The sequence below is a fragment of the Variovorax sp. GW821-FHT09D04 genome, from assembly GCF_059416405.1.
In genome coordinates this window covers 164,879-179,739 of sequence record NZ_JBWKPA010000001.1, presented here as the reverse complement: position 1 = coordinate 179,739, position 14,861 = coordinate 164,879, and the positions used below count along the sequence as shown (strand labels likewise).

General features: G+C 70.0%; 13 protein-coding genes. 6 read left to right on the top strand and 7 right to left on the bottom strand.

The window, feature by feature from the left end; genetic code table 11:
- Positions 1-54: 54 nt before the first annotated feature.
- Positions 55-1,017, bottom strand: coding sequence for a TIGR03571 family LLM class oxidoreductase (locus AC07O4_RS00920; RefSeq protein ID WP_495303486.1), 963 nt, complete (start codon positions 1,015-1,017; stop codon positions 55-57).
- Positions 1,018-1,024: 7 nt separating this feature from the next.
- Complete coding sequence (locus AC07O4_RS00915) at positions 1,025-1,696, bottom strand: TetR/AcrR family transcriptional regulator (protein ID WP_159270826.1); 672 nt, start codon at positions 1,694-1,696, stop codon at positions 1,025-1,027.
- Positions 1,697-1,898: 202 nt separating this feature from the next.
- Here AC07O4_RS00915 and AC07O4_RS00910 point away from each other — a divergent pair, with 202 nt between their 5' ends.
- From AC07O4_RS00910 to AC07O4_RS00900, 3 genes are read left to right on the top strand one after another with little or no spacing between them, the layout of a single operon-like run.
- The gene (locus AC07O4_RS00910) at positions 1,899-2,702 is read left to right on the top strand and encodes an SDR family NAD(P)-dependent oxidoreductase (protein WP_495303485.1); all 804 of its coding nucleotides are present in this window, start codon (positions 1,899-1,901) and stop codon (positions 2,700-2,702) included.
- Positions 2,703-2,724: 22 nt separating this feature from the next.
- Positions 2,725-3,861, top strand: a complete 1,137-nt coding sequence (locus AC07O4_RS00905; protein ID WP_159270827.1) for a DUF5938 domain-containing protein — start codon at positions 2,725-2,727, stop codon at positions 3,859-3,861.
- A gap of 5 nt (positions 3,862-3,866) precedes the next feature.
- The gene (locus tag AC07O4_RS00900) at positions 3,867-5,411 is read left to right on the top strand and encodes an acyl-CoA synthetase (RefSeq protein ID WP_495303484.1); all 1,545 of its coding nucleotides are present in this window, start codon (positions 3,867-3,869) and stop codon (positions 5,409-5,411) included.
- Between the two features lies 1 nt (position 5,412).
- Here the strand turns inward: AC07O4_RS00900 and AC07O4_RS00895 are convergent, their stop codons facing one another.
- Positions 5,413-7,020, bottom strand: coding sequence for a class I adenylate-forming enzyme family protein (locus AC07O4_RS00895; protein WP_495303483.1), 1,608 nt, complete (start codon positions 7,018-7,020; stop codon positions 5,413-5,415).
- 115 nt (positions 7,021-7,135) lie between these two features.
- The gene (locus AC07O4_RS00890; RefSeq protein ID WP_495303482.1) at positions 7,136-7,984 is read right to left on the bottom strand and encodes a hypothetical protein; all 849 of its coding nucleotides are present in this window, start codon (positions 7,982-7,984) and stop codon (positions 7,136-7,138) included.
- A 186-nt stretch (positions 7,985-8,170) separates the two neighbouring features.
- On the opposite strand from AC07O4_RS00890, the gene AC07O4_RS00885 reads away from it, so the two are divergent.
- Positions 8,171-8,824, top strand: a complete 654-nt coding sequence (locus AC07O4_RS00885; protein ID WP_495303481.1) for a DUF1345 domain-containing protein — start codon at positions 8,171-8,173, stop codon at positions 8,822-8,824.
- A 7-nt stretch (positions 8,825-8,831) separates the two neighbouring features.
- Here AC07O4_RS00885 and AC07O4_RS00880 read toward each other — a convergent pair whose 3' ends face one another.
- The 3 genes from AC07O4_RS00880 to AC07O4_RS00870 all read right to left on the bottom strand — a co-directional run bounded on the left by AC07O4_RS00880 (position 8,832) and on the right by AC07O4_RS00870 (position 11,969).
- Positions 8,832-9,794, bottom strand: a complete 963-nt coding sequence (locus tag AC07O4_RS00880; protein WP_495303480.1) for a DMT family transporter — start codon at positions 9,792-9,794, stop codon at positions 8,832-8,834.
- 76 nt (positions 9,795-9,870) lie between these two features.
- Entirely contained in the window at positions 9,871-10,368 is a 498-nt protein-coding gene (locus AC07O4_RS00875) for a methylated-DNA--[protein]-cysteine S-methyltransferase (RefSeq protein ID WP_492680665.1), read from the bottom strand.
- Entirely contained in the window at positions 10,365-11,969 is a 1,605-nt protein-coding gene (locus tag AC07O4_RS00870; RefSeq protein WP_495303479.1) for a DNA-3-methyladenine glycosylase 2 family protein, read from the bottom strand. The genes AC07O4_RS00875 and AC07O4_RS00870 overlap by 4 nt, the downstream gene beginning before the upstream one ends.
- 110 nt (positions 11,970-12,079) lie before the next feature.
- Between AC07O4_RS00870 and AC07O4_RS00865 the strand changes: the two genes are divergently transcribed.
- Positions 12,080-13,462, top strand: coding sequence for a phosphomannomutase/phosphoglucomutase (locus tag AC07O4_RS00865; RefSeq protein ID WP_495303478.1), 1,383 nt, complete (start codon positions 12,080-12,082; stop codon positions 13,460-13,462).
- Between the two features lie 7 nt (positions 13,463-13,469).
- Positions 13,470-14,861 carry a 3-deoxy-D-manno-octulosonic acid transferase gene (locus tag AC07O4_RS00860; RefSeq protein WP_495303477.1) on the top strand — a complete coding sequence of 464 codons (1,392 nt, stop codon included), beginning with the start codon at positions 13,470-13,472 and terminating at the stop codon, positions 14,859-14,861.

Sequence of the window (14,861 nt, the reverse complement as noted above, 5' to 3'; positions counted from 1 at the left end):
GGGGAAAGTCCTTGGAATAGGGGCGACAACGGCGAGCGCCGGATTCTGCACGGCTCAGGCGGGCGGTGTGCGCGCATGGCCTTGCAGGCGCAGCAGCACCTCGCGGCCGAGTTCGTCGACCACGTCCTGCGCGGGCCGCCGGCTGCTGCGCACGAGGTTCAGCAGCACGTGCGCGACGCCGGCGTCTTCCATGCGGTCGAGGTAGTCGACGAGCGCATGGCGTCCGGCGCGCAGGCCGAGTTCGATGGGCTCGGCGGGCGCGTCGGCATCGTCCAGCAGGTCGAGCTGCAACGACTGAACGAAGGGCTTGGGCTCGCCGCCCGCACGTTCGCGCAGCGCGGTCTGCCACAGGCCGATGCGGCCCTGCTGGCGCGCTTCGTCGCGGTGGTAGGTGGCCCAGCCGTCGGCGTGGGCGGCGGTCCATTGCAGCGACTGGCGCGCCGAGCCCACCACCAGCATGCCGATGCGCGCGGCGGGCGCCGCCATGAGGTCGTGGCCGCCGGTGGCTTCGTGCAGCGCGGCGCGCTCGTGCGCATCGGGCGAGAGCGCCGAGCGCACGAGGTTCCAGCGTTCGCGGAAGACGTCGCCGCGCAGCGCGATGTCCTGCTGGAAGATGGCGAACTCCGCCTCGCGGTCGCCCGAGCCCAGCCCGAGGATGAAGCGGTCGTTCGACAGGCGGTTGAGCGAGAGCGCGGCCTTGGCCACGTGCAGCGGATGGCGCAGCGGCAGCACCGCGGCGGCGGTGCCGAGCGCGATGCGCTGCGTGGCGGCGGCCAGCGCGGTGAGCCAGACGAAGGGCTCGTCGAGCACCGCGGTCTCTTCGCCCTGCGGCACCATCACGGGCACGTCGCGCGTCCACAGCGCGGCAAAGCCGAGCGTGTCGGCCAGCCGGGCCAGTTGCAGTTCGGACGCGGGGTCGGCCATCGCGCCGTGCGGGCGCGCCAGCGGCGTCATCAAGCCCAGGGTGAGGCGCCCGGCGAGCAGCGTCTGCCGGTAGGCGGTGTTGAAGGGCGCCATGGCGGCGTCAGGCGCGCCGCTTGCGGGAGGCCGGCGCGGCGGGTGCAGCGAACAGCCGCTCGATCGACTGCCGCACGTCGGCCTGCATGTCGGCGATGGCCTTGGTGTCGCCCGAGAGGTGCTTGAGCAGCGCCTGCAAGAACAGCCCGTCGAAGAGGGCGTAGCAGGCCGAGGGCGGCAGGCCGGGGGCTTGCCCCGAGAGTTCGGCGAAGCGGCTCATGATGCGCCAGATCATGTCTTCGAGGCTCTTGTCGATCTGCACCACGTCGTCGTGGAAGGCCGCTTCGAACAGCGCCTGCGAACGCAGGTCGTACCAGAGCCGGTGCACGTGGCCTTCTCCCAGCAGCGTGTCGCCCAGGCTCTGCAGGAAGCCTTCCATGAGCTCGTCATACGTGGTGGCGGTGTCGACGGCGTGGTCGTAGCGCGTGACGCAGCGCGCCTTGTACTGCTTGACGCTGCAGACGATGAGGTCGACCTTGTCGCTGAAGTAGTAGTGCAGCACGCCATGCGAGAACTCGGAGTTCTGCGCAATTTCGCGCAGGCTGGTGCGCGCGTAGCCGAGCGTGGCCAGCGTGGTGAGGGCGGCTTCGCCGAGCTCGGCGCGGCGCTGCTCGAACTTGTCGGCCGGTGCCTTCTGCACCCGTCCGGCGTGCTTCTTTACCCGTGAATGAGTGGTCATTTCTAGCCAGGCCGCAGAGTGCCGGCCGCTGTGTTTCCTGGTGATTGCAAACCATAGCACGCGGCGTGGGAAATCCCTCGTGCGTGCATTCCAGAGGCATTTTACGAAATTTGGGCAGTCGTCAAAAAAATTCTTGACACTCGTCAAGTCGATTCCTAGCATGACCGCTCCATCTCATACACATATCCACAGGAGACAAGTGATGGCCAAGTTCGACTTGACGGGGCGCAAGGCCCTGGTGACAGGGGGTGCGCGCGGCATCGGCGCGGGCATCGCCCAGGCGTTGGCGCAGGCGGGTGCGTCGGTGATGATCGGCGACGTGCTCGCCGATCTGGGCCGCGAGACCGCGCAGCGGCTCTCGGCCGAAGGGGCGAAGGTGGGCTTCGTCCCGCTCGACGTCACGAAGGACGGCGACTGGGCCTCTGCCACCGAGGCCACGGTGAAGGCGCTGGGCGGCTTCGACATCCTGGTCAACAACGCCGGCATCGAGATCACCTCGCTGGTGGTCAACGTCGACGGCGACGACCTGCGCCGCATGCTCGACGTGAACGTGGCCGGCACGCTGCTGGGCATGAAGCACGCCTTTCGCGCCATGCGCCCCGGCGGCAGCGCGGGCGGCGGCGGGGCGGTGGTCAACATCGCCTCGGTCGCGGCCACCATCGCCTTTCCCGCCATCGCCGGCTACTCGGCGACCAAGTCGGCGGTCGACCGCGCCACGCGCGTGGCGGCCATGGAGTCCGGCAAGCTGGGCTACGGCGTGCGCGTCAACTGCATCTACCCCGGCCTCGTGCCCACCGACATGGGCATGAAGCTCGCCAACGACATCGTGGCCGCCGGGCTTGCGCCCAGCGTCGAGGCCGCCGTGGGCGACGTCATCGGCCAGACGCCGCTGGGCCGCCTCGGCGAGATCGGCGACATGGCCGACGTGGTGGTCTTCCTCTGCTCCGACGCCGCCCGGTTCATCACCGGCGCGGGCCTCGCGGTGGACGGCGGCATGGGCATGTGAGCGATCAACCAGGAGAGAAACAATGAGCAGCAGCAAGAAGAAACCCGTCATCGTCTACGGCGCCTCCGGCTACACCGGGCGCCTGGTCTGCGAGTACCTGCGCGAGTACCACATCCCCTTCATCGCGGCAGGCCGCAGCGCAGAAAAGCTCGAGGCCGCGATGAAATCGAACGTGCCCGGCATCGAGACCGCCGACTACGAAGTGGTCGAGGTCGCGCACACGGTCGAAGCGCTCACCGAGCTCTTCACCGGCGCCTCGGTGGTGCTCAACACGGTGGGGCCGTTCGCCAAGTTCGGTCCCGAGGTGGTCGATGCCTGCCTGGCCGCCGGCTGCCACTACACCGACACCACCGGCGAACAAGACTGGCTCATCACGCTCGACCAGAAATACGGCGCCAAGTTCGCGGCAGCCGGCCTGCTGCTCTCGCCCGGCCTGGCGCAGATGTACACCACCGGCGAAATCGCGGCGCAGCTGTGCCTGGAAACGCCAGGCCTCGACACGCTCGACATCGCCGTGTTCTGGGGCGGCAGTCCGACCATCGCGTCGACGCAGACCATCCTGGTGAACGCGGCCACGTCCAAGGCCTTCTACCTGGAGCAGAACCAGTACGTCGAATGGCAACCCGACGCGGGCCTGTACCACCTGTCGATTCCCGGCCAGCACGAAGCCGCATTGGCATTGCCCTGGGGCGGCACTTCGCACCCGGTGTGGTTCAAGCGCGATCCGCGCGTGGCCAACGTGAAGGTGCTCGGCGGCGTCTTCAACAAGCCGCTGATGCTGGGCGTGCCGCAGATCGTGGCCGCCGCGCTCAAGGCCACCGAAGGCATGAACGACGAAGACCGCTATGCGGCGCTGGCCCAGACGGCCGCGGGCGTGATGAACACCATGCCGCCGCGCGAGAACCCGCGCATCAACAAGTCGGTCGACTCGGTGCATGCCTCCGGTCCGTTGGGCCGTGCGCACTGCGTGATCTTCGGCAACTGCAACTACAAGCAGACCGGCTTGCTGCAGGCCTATGCCGCGGCCTCGCTGCTGCAGCAGGCGCCGCGGCGCGCCGGCTTTGCCTCGGGCTGCCAGGCCTTCGGACACCGCGAGCTGCTGGGGGCGCTGCGCAGCTTCGGGCTGGTGCAGGAACCCGTGCTCACGCGGATGGGCTGACGCGCATGCGCCTCGTCGACTACCTCGACAAAGGCGCCCAGCAGGGCGCCGATTCGCCGTGCCTCACCATGGGCGACGCCGACCTGAGCTACGGCCAGGTGCAACGCATCAGCTGGCGCGTGGCGCGCGGCCTGCAGCGCGCGGGCGTCCAGCCCGGGGACAAGGTGGCGGTGCTCTCGAGCAACGACGCCCTGGCTTTCGCCACGGTGTTCGGCATCTCGCGCGCCGGTGGCGTGTGGTGCCCGATCAACCCGCGCAACGAAGCCAGCGAGAACGCCTTCGTGCTCGATGCCTTCGATTGCGCGTGCCTCGTGTTCCACAGCAACTACGCGCCCATGGTCGAGCAGATGCGCGCGCAGCTGCCGAAGCTGAAGGCGCTGGTGTGCCTCGACCAGCGGCAGGCTTTCGCGCCCGCCATGGACGAATGGCTCGACGGGCTGGACGATGCGCCGATCGACATCGCGCCGCCCGACGACGTGGCCATGATCGCCGGCACCGGCGGCACCACCGGCCAGCCCAAGGGCGTGATGCTCTCGGGCGGCAACCTGGAGGCCATGTCGGCGCTGACGCTCATGGGATATCCCTTCGAAGGCCGGCCTGTGTACCTGGCGCTCGCGCCGCTCACGCATGCGGCCGGCGTGCTGTGCCTGCCGGTGATGGCGCTGGGCGGGCGCGTGGTCATCATGCCCAAGCCCGACCTGAGCGAGTTCCTTTCGCTCATCGAGCGCCGGCGCGTCACCCACACCTTCCTGCCGCCGACGCTGATCTACATGCTGCTGCAGCACCCCGAGCTGGCGCAGACGAAGCGCGATTCGCTGCAGTGCTTTTGGTACGGCGCCGCGCCCATGTCGGCCGCGCGGCTCGAAGAGGCGCTCGACAAGATCGGCCCCGTCATGGCCCAGCTCTTCGGCCAGACCGAGGCGCCGATGATGGTCTCGATGATGCCGCCGCGCGCCCACTTCAATGCCGACGGCTCGGTGGCGCGCCAGCGCCTGGCCTCGGCGGGGCGGCCCGGGCCGCTGGTGCAGGTCGGCATCATGAACGGCGAGGGCGCCTTGCTGCCCACGGGAGAGAGCGGCGAGATCGTGGTGCGCGGCTCGCTCGTGATGCGCGGCTACTACAAGGACCCGAAGGCCACGCAGGAGGCCTCTCGCCACGGCTGGCACCACACGGGCGACATCGGCTACCTCGACGGCGACGGCTTCCTGTATATCGTCGACCGCGCCAAGGACATGATCATCTCGGGCGGCTTCAACGTCTACTCCGCCGAGGTGGAGCAGGTGCTGATGCAGCACCCCGACGTGCAGGACAGCGCCGTCGTCGGCCTGCCCGACGAGAAGTGGGGAGAGCGCGTGGTGGCCGTGCTGCAGCTGCATGCGGGCCGCAGCGTGGATGCCGAGGCGATCAAGACCTTCGTCAAGTCGCGCATCGGCAGCGTGAAGGCGCCCAAGCAGGTCGAGGTGTGGGCCGACCTGCCGCGCTCCAAGGTCGGCAAGGTGCTCAAGAAGGAAGTGCGGGCGTCGCTGCTGCAGAAGCTGTCGTCATCCTAATTCAGTCGCGCTGGTAGTGCCCCTGGTGCGCCTGGCGCAGCTCGAACTTCTGGATCTTGCCCGTCGAGGTCATCGGCAGCGCGGGCACGAAGACGATGTCCTTGGGGACCTCGAAGCCGCCGAGGTGCTCCTTGCAGTGCGCCGTGAGCGCGGCCTCCGAGAACTCCGCCGGCGCATCGGGCCGGCGCGTGACGAAGGCCGTGATGGCCTCGCCCCAGCGCTCGTGCGGCAGGCCGACCACCGCCGCGTTGAGCACGCCCGGGTGGCGCAGCAGCACCTCCTCGACCTTGAGCGAGGGCACGTTCTCGCCGCCCGACTTGACCATGTCCTTGAGCCGGTCGAGAAAGATCAGCTGCCCGTCGTCGTCCAGCTTGCCCAGGTCGCCCGAGTGATGCCAGCCGAAGCGCTGCGCGTGCGCCGTGGCCTGCGGGTCCTTGTAGTAGCCGAGCATCACGTTCGGCCCGCGAAAGACGATCTCGCCGACCTGGTTCGGCGCGAGCAGCTCGCCCTCGTCGCCCATCACCGCGACCTCGTTCACCAGCGTGCCCACGCCCCAGTACGAGCCGAAGCGCTCGCGCTGCCGGTGCGTCTCGAAGATGGTGGCGCCGGGGTACATCTCGGTCTGCCCCGAGGCCAGCGCGAAGTTCGGGCACAGCGCGTCGAGCAGGCGCAGCAGCAGCGTGCGCGACATCGGCGCCATCGCATACACGCACAGCCGCAGGCTCGACAGGTCGCGCGACTCGCGCTGCGGGTGGGCCAGCAGCGCGCCGTACATCATGGGCAGCCCGACCGTCACGGTGATCCTGTGGCGCTCGATGGCCGCGAGCATCGCGCCGGGGTCGAAGCCGCGCAGGATGACGTTCGTGCCGCCCACCGCGAGCGCCGACATCAGCACCGTGTGCTGCCCGCAGTGAAAGAGCGGCAGCACGTTGCTCCACACGTCGTGGTGGGCGGGGCCGCCGCCCCATTCGAGCATGTTGCTCTGGAGCACCGAGTGCACCGAGGCGTGCGAATGCATCACGCCCTTCTGCCGGCCGGTGGTGCCGCTGGTGTACATGATGAGGGCGAGCTGGTTGGTGTCGATGGCCACGTCGGGCAGCGTGGCGGGGCCCTGCGCGATGGCCTGCGCCACGGTGGGCACGCCGGGCGGCGGCGTGTCGCCGTCGAGCACGCACAGCAGCGGCGAGACGCCCGCCGTGTCCAGCAGCTGGCGCAGCTCGGGGCGCGCGTGCAGCGCGGTGTCGATTACCAGGTGCCGCGCCTCGGCGTGTTCGAGGATGTAGCCGATGGCATCGACCGCGAGCGCCGTGTTGATCGGCACCCACACGAGGCCGGCCTTCTGGATGCCGAGCAGCGCGACCACCATCTCGATCGAGTTGTTGCACAGCATGGCCACGCGCTCGCCGCTTGCGAGGCCCAGGCCCAGCAGGTGGTGCGCGAAGCGGTTCGATGCGGCGTCGAGCTCGCTGTAGCTCATGCGGTGCTCGCCCTCGATCAGCGCAGTGCGCGCGCCGAAGCGCCGCGCGCTGCGGTGGATCACGTCGCCCAGCGCGATGCGGGCGATGCGTTGGAAGGAGGAGGGCGTGGGCTCGGGGCGGGCGGCGGGCATGGGGGCGTGTCTCCGGTCGTTGGGGGTGTTCGATCGGAGCGCAGACTAAGACCGGCACCGCCTGCCAGTCTTGCGAAGAGTGGCTATGCGGCGCCGGCCGCCCGCCGGGGCCGCGTCAGAAGCGGGCCTTGAGGAAGGCCGAGGGCCCCTGCAGCCGCACCTTGAGGCGCGAATCGGCAAAGCCGCCCTCGCGCGTGAGGTCGATGTTGGTCACGCCATACGACAGCACCAGGCCCACGTTCTTCACCGGAAACCACTCCACGCCGGCTGCGGCGTTGTAGATGTTGCCGTGGAAGCGGCCGCTGCTTTTCCACACGCCCGAGGCGTCGGCGAACAGCCGAAGGTCGGGCGTGATCGCGTGGCGCACGCCGACCTCGAGCAGGGGCGCGATGGCGTTGTCGCTCGAGCGCTCGCTGACCGAGCGCACCTGTCCGTTCACGCCGACCAGCGCGCTGGCACCGAGCGTCGCGCGGTAGTAGGCCGCGCCGGCGCCCAGGCCGAAGACGGTGTTGCCCGAGCCGAGCCACCACTTGTAGGCGAGCTTGGCGAAGTCGAGCTGGGCCGAGAGGTTCGCGTTGCCGATGGCGCTCAGCGAGCCGAAGCTGCCGAACGAGGTGTTGCCCGCCACCTGTCCTTCGTAGTCGCGCTTGTAGCGGTAGTAGTCGAAAGACAGGCCCTGGCTGTCGCCGATCAGCACGTCGGCCGAGATGCGCGGCATGGTCACGCGGCCCGGCTTGAGCTCGTTCGAGCGCAGCACGCCGTAGGGGGTTTCGACCGAGGCACTGAACTTGGGATCGGCACTGAAGGCCCCCACCGAGAAGCTGAAACGGTCCAGCGCCGGCGAGGGCTTGGCCGCAGCAAAGGGCGCGAAGCAAAGCAGGGAGAGGGCGCCGGTTCCGGCCAGGGCGTCCAGGGCGCCGAATCTCGCGGTCCGGTCGAACGGACGCGAACGAAGCAACAGCATGAAAGAAATCCTTCGGGTGAAAGATGCCTCGGGCATGTGCATGGCGCAATGCCTCCGGGCTGAGGCTCCCTGAAACCGCATCACCTTAGTGACGCGGCATCGCGCCGCGCATGCGCCGTTGGCCGATGTGCCTGTAGGAAATTGCCGATCGCGCGCCGATGCATGTCGCGGCGCTACAGTCCGCCCATGCGCGAACACCTTTCCACCACCACCGGTCCCCAACGTCTTCTCTACGGGGCCGCGGCGGCCGTCGCGGTGGCGCTCGTGCCCTGGCCGATGGGCCTCACGGCGCGCGCGCTGGCCGGCTGGTGCGCAGGCGTGGCGGTGTACCAGGTGCTCAGCTGGTGGCTGGCCGAGACCTTCGACGCCCAGCGCACGCGCGAGCGCGCACAGCAGCTGGACCAACCCAACGTCGTGATCCTGGTGTCGATGCTGGTGGCGGTGGGCGTGAGCGTGGTCGCCATCGCGATGCTGCTGCAGCAGGTGCGCCAGCTCAGCGGCTGGGCGCGCGGCGCGCACGTGGCGCTGGGGCTGGTGGCGCTGGCGGGCTCGTGGCTCATGATGCACACGATCTACGCCTTTCACTACGCGCACCGCTACTACATCGACCGCAAGGACAGCGCCTCCGACGGCGGGCTCGACTTTCCGGGCAAGGAAGAACCGGACTACTTCGACTTCATGTACTACGCCTACGTGATCGGCATGACCTCGCAGGTGTCGGACGTGCAGGCCACCTCGCACGAGATGCGGCGCATCACGCTGGTCCACAGCGTGCTCGCCTTCGCCTTCAACATGCTCGTGCTGGCCCTGTCCGTGAACGTGGTCGCCGGGGTGGTTTGAAGAAAACTCAGCCCGCGGCCTTGCGCAGCGACGGCAGCTTGACGATGCCGGTCGACAGCGCCACGCCGCACACGATCACGAAGGCGCAGATCAGCATCCACTGCGTGATCTGCTCGCCCAGGAACACAGCGCCGTAGAACAGCGCGAACACCGGCACGAGGAAGGTCACGGTGAGCGCGCGGGCCGGGCCGGCGCGTTCGATGAGCCGGAAGAACAGGATGTAGGCCACGCCCGTGCAGGCGATGCCCAGCGCCAGCAGCGCCAGCCAGGCGCGCAGGCTGGGCATCTGCGCGGGCCAGAGCCAGATCGCGGGCAGCGCGAGGAACAGGCTGGCGCCGATCTGGCTGCCGGTGGCCGTGGTCAGCGCGGGCACGCCGGACAGGTGGCGCCGCGTGGCGCTGGCCGAGATGCCGTAGCAGAGGCACGCCGCCAGGCAGGCCAGCACGGCCCACAGCGCGGCGTGGTTGCTGGCGCCGGCATGCAGGCCGGCGCTGCGGCTGGCGAGCATCGCGACGCCCGCGAAGCCGATCACCAGGCCGACGAGGCGCGAGCCGTTCGGCCGCTCGCGGAACCAGGCCCAGGCCACGAGCGCGCCGAACATCGGCGTGGTGGCGTTGAGCACCGCCGCCAGGCCGGTGTTGATGGTCAGCAGCGCAAAGCAGAACAGCGCGAAGGGCATGCCCGAGTTGAAGATGCCGACCGTGAGGCTGGCCTTCCAGTGCTTGGCGATCGACGGCCCCTGGCCGCGCAGCAGCGCAATCGGCAGCAGGAACAGCGCCGCGATGACCACGCGCACGGCGGCCGTGGGCAGCGCGCCGAACTCCGCCGCGCCGATGCGCATGAACAGGAAAGAGGCGCCCCACAGCGCGCCCAGCAGCACGAGATCGACGAGCCACGCCTTCGGTGCGAGCGCGGCGGAAGCGGGGGCAGGCGGGGGAGCGACGGTGGTGTTGTTGTTCGTTGTGGTCATGCGTCTCTTTGGGGAATGGCGCGGCGCCACATCGAGGTGATGTGGCGCTGCGCCATGGGCGGTGTTTTCTTCTGTCTTACTTGCCGGTCTCGAGTTCGAGCAAGGCCGTCTTGCGCTCGAGCCCGCCAGCGTAACCGGTCAGCGAGCCGTCTGCACCCAGCACGCGGTGGCAGGGCACGATCACACTGATCGGGTTGCGCCCGACCGCCGCGCCCACTGCACGCACCGCGGCCGGGTTGCCCACGCGCTGGCTCAGCGCGCCGTAGGTCGTGGTCTCGCCGGCCGGGATGGCCAGCAGCGCCTGCCACACGCTCTGCTGGAAGGCCGTGCCGTGCGACAGGTCGAGCTGCATGTCGAAGTGGCTGCGGCGGCCCGCGAAGTAGTCACGCAGCTGCGCGGCGGCCTCGACCAGCGCGGGGTGGTCGTCTTTCGTCTGCCAGCCCGTGGTGTCGGGCCAGTGGCGCTGGTGGTCGAACCAGACACCGGCCAGGCCCTGGTCGGTGGCGGCCATCGTGACGCCGCCCAGCGGCGTGTCGGTGTGCGAGGTGTAGATGACGGTGCGCTTGAATTTCATGGTCTTTCAGGCACGGGGCCTGCCGTTGCGAGGTCGGAAGAAGTGGCGATCGGCGCGGCGGCCGGTGCCGGTTCGGAGGGCGCGGGCGGCGTGTGCCAGGCCCGCAGCACCGCGTAGCTGCGCCAGGGGCGCCAGGCCTGCGAGGCCTCGCCCGCGGCGCGCGCGGTGGTCACGCCCAGCGCCTTCTGCAGGGCCACGTCGCCGGCGGGAAAGGCGTCGGGCCAGCGCAGTGCGCGCATCGCGATGTACTGCGCGGTCCAGGCGCCGATGCCGGGCAGTTCCTGCAGCGCCGACAGGGTGGAGGGCACGTCGGCGCCCGCATGCAGCGCCAGCCGGCCCGAGGCCACTTCGCGCGCGATGGCCTGCAGCGCGGCCTGCCGCTGGCGCACGATGCCCAGCTGCCCGAGCGCATCGCCGCTGGCCGCCGCCAGCGCGGCGGGCGTGGGGAAGAGGCGGGTCAGGCCGTCGATGGGCGTGTCGATCGCGTCGCCGAAAGCCTCGACCAGCCGCGAGCCCAGCGTGCGCGCCGCGGCCACGGTGATCTGCTGGCCCAGCACCGCGCGCACCGCGAGCTCGAAGCCGTCGACCGTGCCCGGCACGCGCAGCCCGTCGCCGTGCGGAAAGGCGGCATGCAGGGCGGCGTTGATCGCCATCGGCTCCGCGTCGAGGTCGAACAGCGCGCGTGCGCGGCTGATGACGATGGGCAGCACCGCGGCCAGCGAATCGCTCACGGCCAGCAGCACCTGCTCGCGTTCGAGGTCGAAGCGCAGCTGCAGCCAGCCGGCGTGCGCCTGCCCGCCCTGCTGCACGCGCAGGGTGCGCGCCAGGCGCACATAGGTGGGCGTGCTGCCCTTGGCGGGCTCCTTGCCGTCGGCGGTGTGCACGGTCTCGACGCCGCGCAGCGCGCGCCGTGCGAAGAAGCCGAGCATGGCGTTGGCGTCATACGGTGGGCGAAAGCCCAGCTTCACCTCGATGGCCTTGCCTTCGCCGCCCTCGGTGCCGCCCGCGCGGCGCAGTGCGCTCGGGTTGAGCCCGTAGTGCTCCACGAAGGCCGCATTGAAGCGCCGCACGCTCGCGAAGCCGCTGGCCAGCGCCACCTGCGTCATCGGCAGGCGCGTGTCGGCAATGAGCTGCTTGGCGGCCAGCAGGCGGCGCGTCTGCAGGTACTGCAGCGGCGACACGCCGAACTGCGCCTCGAAGATGCGCCGCAGGTGGCGGTCGCTCACGCCCAGGCGGGCCGCGATCTGCGCCGCGCCGGGGCCTTCCTCGGACCAGGCGTCGGGCTCGTCGATGAGCCGCGCCGCCTGCAGCGCCAGGATGCGCGAGGCGTCTTCGGTCGACCAGCTGGCCGCGCGCGGTGCCAGCTCGGGCCGGCAGCGCAGGCAGGGCCGGAAGCCCGCCGCTTCGGCCTGGGCCGCGTGGCGGAAGAATCGGCAGTTCTCGCGCCGCGGCAGCTTCACGCGGCACACCGGCCGGCAGTAGATGCCGGTGGAGGTCACGGCCGTGAAGAACGAGCCGTCGAAGCGCGCGTCGTGCGTCTTCATCGCCAGGTAGCAGGCGTCGCTCTCGAGCACTTCGGAGGGGGCGTGGGCGGTAGACATGGGGAAATGATACGGTTTCGACTCGTTTCAACTGGCCGTTTTCGGACATCGATGTCTACAACGCGTTGCCTACAATGCCCGACTCCGAACCAACAGTGACCCCGCCCTTCATGCAGCTCAGCGCATCGATCTTCAAGGCCTATGACATCCGCGGCGTCGTGCCCCTCAGTCTCGATGTCGAAGTGGCCGAGGCGCTGGGCCGTGCCTTCGGCAGCGCAGCCCGCGCCGCCGGCGAGACCGCGGTGGCCGTGGGCCGCGACGGCCGCCTGTCGGGCCCGGCGCTGGTGGACGCGCTGATCGACGGCCTGGTCGCCACCGGCGTCGAGGTGATCGACGTGGGCGCGGTCACGACCCCGATGCTGTACTTCGCGGCCCACACGCTGTGCACCAGCGGCATCCAGGTCACGGGCAGCCACAACCCGAAGGACTACAACGGCTTCAAGATGGTGCTGGCCGGCCGCGCGATCTACGGCGACGAGATCCAGGGCCTGCGCAAGACCATGGAAGAGGGCACTGCAAAGCTCGCACCGGGCGGCAGCGTGCGCAAGGTCGATGTGACCGAGGCGTATGTGCAGCGCATCGTGGGCGACATCCGTCTCGCACGCCCCATGAAGATCGTGGTCGATTCGGGCAACGGCATCGCGGGCGCGACCGCGCCGGCCATCTTCCGCGCCATCGGCTGCGACGTGGTCGAGCTGTTCAGCGAGGTCGACGGCAACTTCCCCAACCACCACCCCGATCCGAGCAAGCCCGACAACCTCCGGGACCTGATGGCCGAACTGGCCAAGGGCCAGTCCGAGCTGGGCCTGGCTTTCGACGGCGACGGCGACCGCCTGGGCATCGTCACGAAGGACGGCCAGAACATCTTCCCCGACCGCCAGATGCAGCTCTTTGCGCAGGACGTGCTCTCGCGCGTGCCTGGCGGCACCATCGTCTACGACGTGAAATGCTCGCAGCGCCTGGCGCCGGCCATCGAGGCCGCGGGCGGCACGCCGATGATCTACAAGACCGGCCACTCGCTCATCAAGGCGAAGATGAAGGAAATCGATTCGCCGCTGGGCGGCGAGATGAGCGGCCACATCTTCTTCAAGGAGCGCTGGTACGGCTTCGACGACGGCACCTACGCCGGCTGCCGCCTGCTCGAGATCCTGAGCAAGCACCCGGATGCGAACGCCGTGCTCAATGCGTTGCCCACCAGCTTCTCGACCCCCGAACTGAACGTCGCCTGCGCCGAAGGCGAGCCGCACGCGCTGGTCGCCCAGCTCGTGCAGAACGCGCGCTTCGACGCGCCCGCCCAGGTCTCGACCATCGACGGCCTGCGCGTGGACTGGCCCGATGGATTCGGGCTGATCCGCGCTTCCAATACCACCCCCGTGCTGGTGCTGCGCTTCGAAGGCCAGACCGAGGCGGCGCTCCAACGCATCGAGACCGAGATGCTTGCGGTGCTGCGAACGGTCAAGCCCGACGCCACGCTGGCCGCTGCTGCCCACTGAAGAACCTGTGCGTTCCCTGCTGCTTCGCCTCTACGGCGTCTTCACCACCGCCGTCCAACCGCTGGTCCGCCGCAAGCTGCGCCGCCGCGCCATCGCCGAGCCCGGCTATGCCGTGGCCGTCGAGGAGCGCTTCGGCCACTACGACGAGGCCACCACCGGCTTTGCCCAGTGCTGGGTGCACGCCGTCTCGCTGGGCGAGACGCGCGCCGCCGCCATCCTGATCGCCGAGCTGCGGCGCCAGTACCCGGGCATTCCGATCCTGCTCACGCACGGCACCGCCACGGGCCGCGAAGAGGGCGCCAAGCTGCTCGAGCCGGGCGACACGCAGGTCTGGCAACCGTGGGACACGCCGGGCGCCGTCGCCCGCTTTCTGGACCGCTTCCAGCCGCGCATCGGCGTGCTGATGGAAACCGAGGTCTGGCCCGAGATGGCCGCCGCCTGCGCCGAGCGCCGCATTCCGCTGGTGCTGGCCAATGCGCGGCTCAACGAGAAATCGCGCGCCGCGGCCGAACGGCTCAGCGGGCTGGCGCGGCCGGCGTACTCGGCGCTCGCCGCCGTCTGGGCGCAGACCGAGGCCGACGCGCATCGGCTGGTGTCGCTGGGCGCCAAGGTGGCCGGGATCTACGGCAACCTCAAGTTCGACGCCACGCCCGACGCGCGGCAACTGGCCACGGCCGTGTCGCTGCGCGAGCACCTGCCGCGTCCGATGGTCGTGCTGGCCAGCTCGCGCGACGGCGAAGAACGCCTGCTGCTCGAGGTGCTCAAGCGCTTCGGCGCCACCTCGCCGGTGCCGCCCGAGCAGGGCGCGATCCGCTCGATCGCCAAGCGCGTGCACGACGTGCAATGGATGATCGTGCCGCGCCATCCGCAGCGTTTCGACGAAGTGGCGGCGCTCATCGAGGCCGAAGGCTTCGCGGTGGCGCGTCGCAGCGCGGCCGGCCAGCCGGCCGAGGCCGAGATCTGGCTCGGCGATTCACTGGGCGAGATGGCGCTGTACTACGGCCTGGCCGACGTGGCCTTGTTGGGCGGCAGCTTCGAGCCGCTGGGCGGGCAGAACCTCATCGAGCCGGCGGCCTGCGGCTGCCCGGTGGTCATGGGCCCTTCGACCTTCAATTTCGCCGAGGCGGCGCAGTTGTCGCTCGCGGCGGGCGCGTCGCTGCGTGTCGAGGGCATGGAGCAGGCCGTGACGGCCGCGCTCAAGCTGGTCGAGAACCCCGAGCGCCGCGCCGTGATGGCGCAGGCCGCGCTGGCCTTCTCGTCGTCGAACCGTGGCGCGGCCGAACGCACGGCGGCGGCGGTGCTGGCGATTGCGCAGGCGGCGGAGCCGGTGACGACACCTGTGGCCGGCGACGACGGCGCGCCGCCCGAAGCGGCGCGGGCCGAACCCACGCTGGATTGA

Excerpts from the sequence above, each read along its gene's own strand:
- AC07O4_RS00870 (WP_495303479.1), bottom strand. The coding sequence starts at position 11,969 with ATGTCTACCGCCCACGCCCCCTCCGAAGTGCTCGAGAGCGACGCCTGC.
- AC07O4_RS00915 (WP_159270826.1), bottom strand. The coding sequence starts at position 1,696 with ATGACCACTCATTCACGGGTAAAGAAGCACGCCGGACGGGTGCAGAAG.
- AC07O4_RS00900 (WP_495303484.1), top strand. The coding sequence starts at position 3,867 with ATGCGCCTCGTCGACTACCTCGACAAAGGCGCCCAGCAGGGCGCCGAT.
- AC07O4_RS00895 (WP_495303483.1), bottom strand. The coding sequence starts at position 7,020 with ATGCCCGCCGCCCGCCCCGAGCCCACGCCCTCCTCCTTCCAACGCATC.
- AC07O4_RS00905 (WP_159270827.1), top strand. The coding sequence starts at position 2,725 with ATGAGCAGCAGCAAGAAGAAACCCGTCATCGTCTACGGCGCCTCCGGC.
- AC07O4_RS00885 (WP_495303481.1), top strand. The coding sequence starts at position 8,171 with ATGCGCGAACACCTTTCCACCACCACCGGTCCCCAACGTCTTCTCTAC.
- AC07O4_RS00880 (WP_495303480.1), bottom strand. The coding sequence starts at position 9,794 with ATGACCACAACGAACAACAACACCACCGTCGCTCCCCCGCCTGCCCCC.
- AC07O4_RS00865 (WP_495303478.1), top strand. The coding sequence starts at position 12,080 with ATGCAGCTCAGCGCATCGATCTTCAAGGCCTATGACATCCGCGGCGTC.
- AC07O4_RS00920 (WP_495303486.1), bottom strand. The coding sequence starts at position 1,017 with ATGGCGCCCTTCAACACCGCCTACCGGCAGACGCTGCTCGCCGGGCGC.
- AC07O4_RS00910 (WP_495303485.1), top strand. The coding sequence starts at position 1,899 with ATGGCCAAGTTCGACTTGACGGGGCGCAAGGCCCTGGTGACAGGGGGT.
- AC07O4_RS00875 (WP_492680665.1), bottom strand. The coding sequence starts at position 10,368 with ATGAAATTCAAGCGCACCGTCATCTACACCTCGCACACCGACACGCCG.
- AC07O4_RS00890 (WP_495303482.1), bottom strand. The coding sequence starts at position 7,984 with ATGCTGTTGCTTCGTTCGCGTCCGTTCGACCGGACCGCGAGATTCGGC.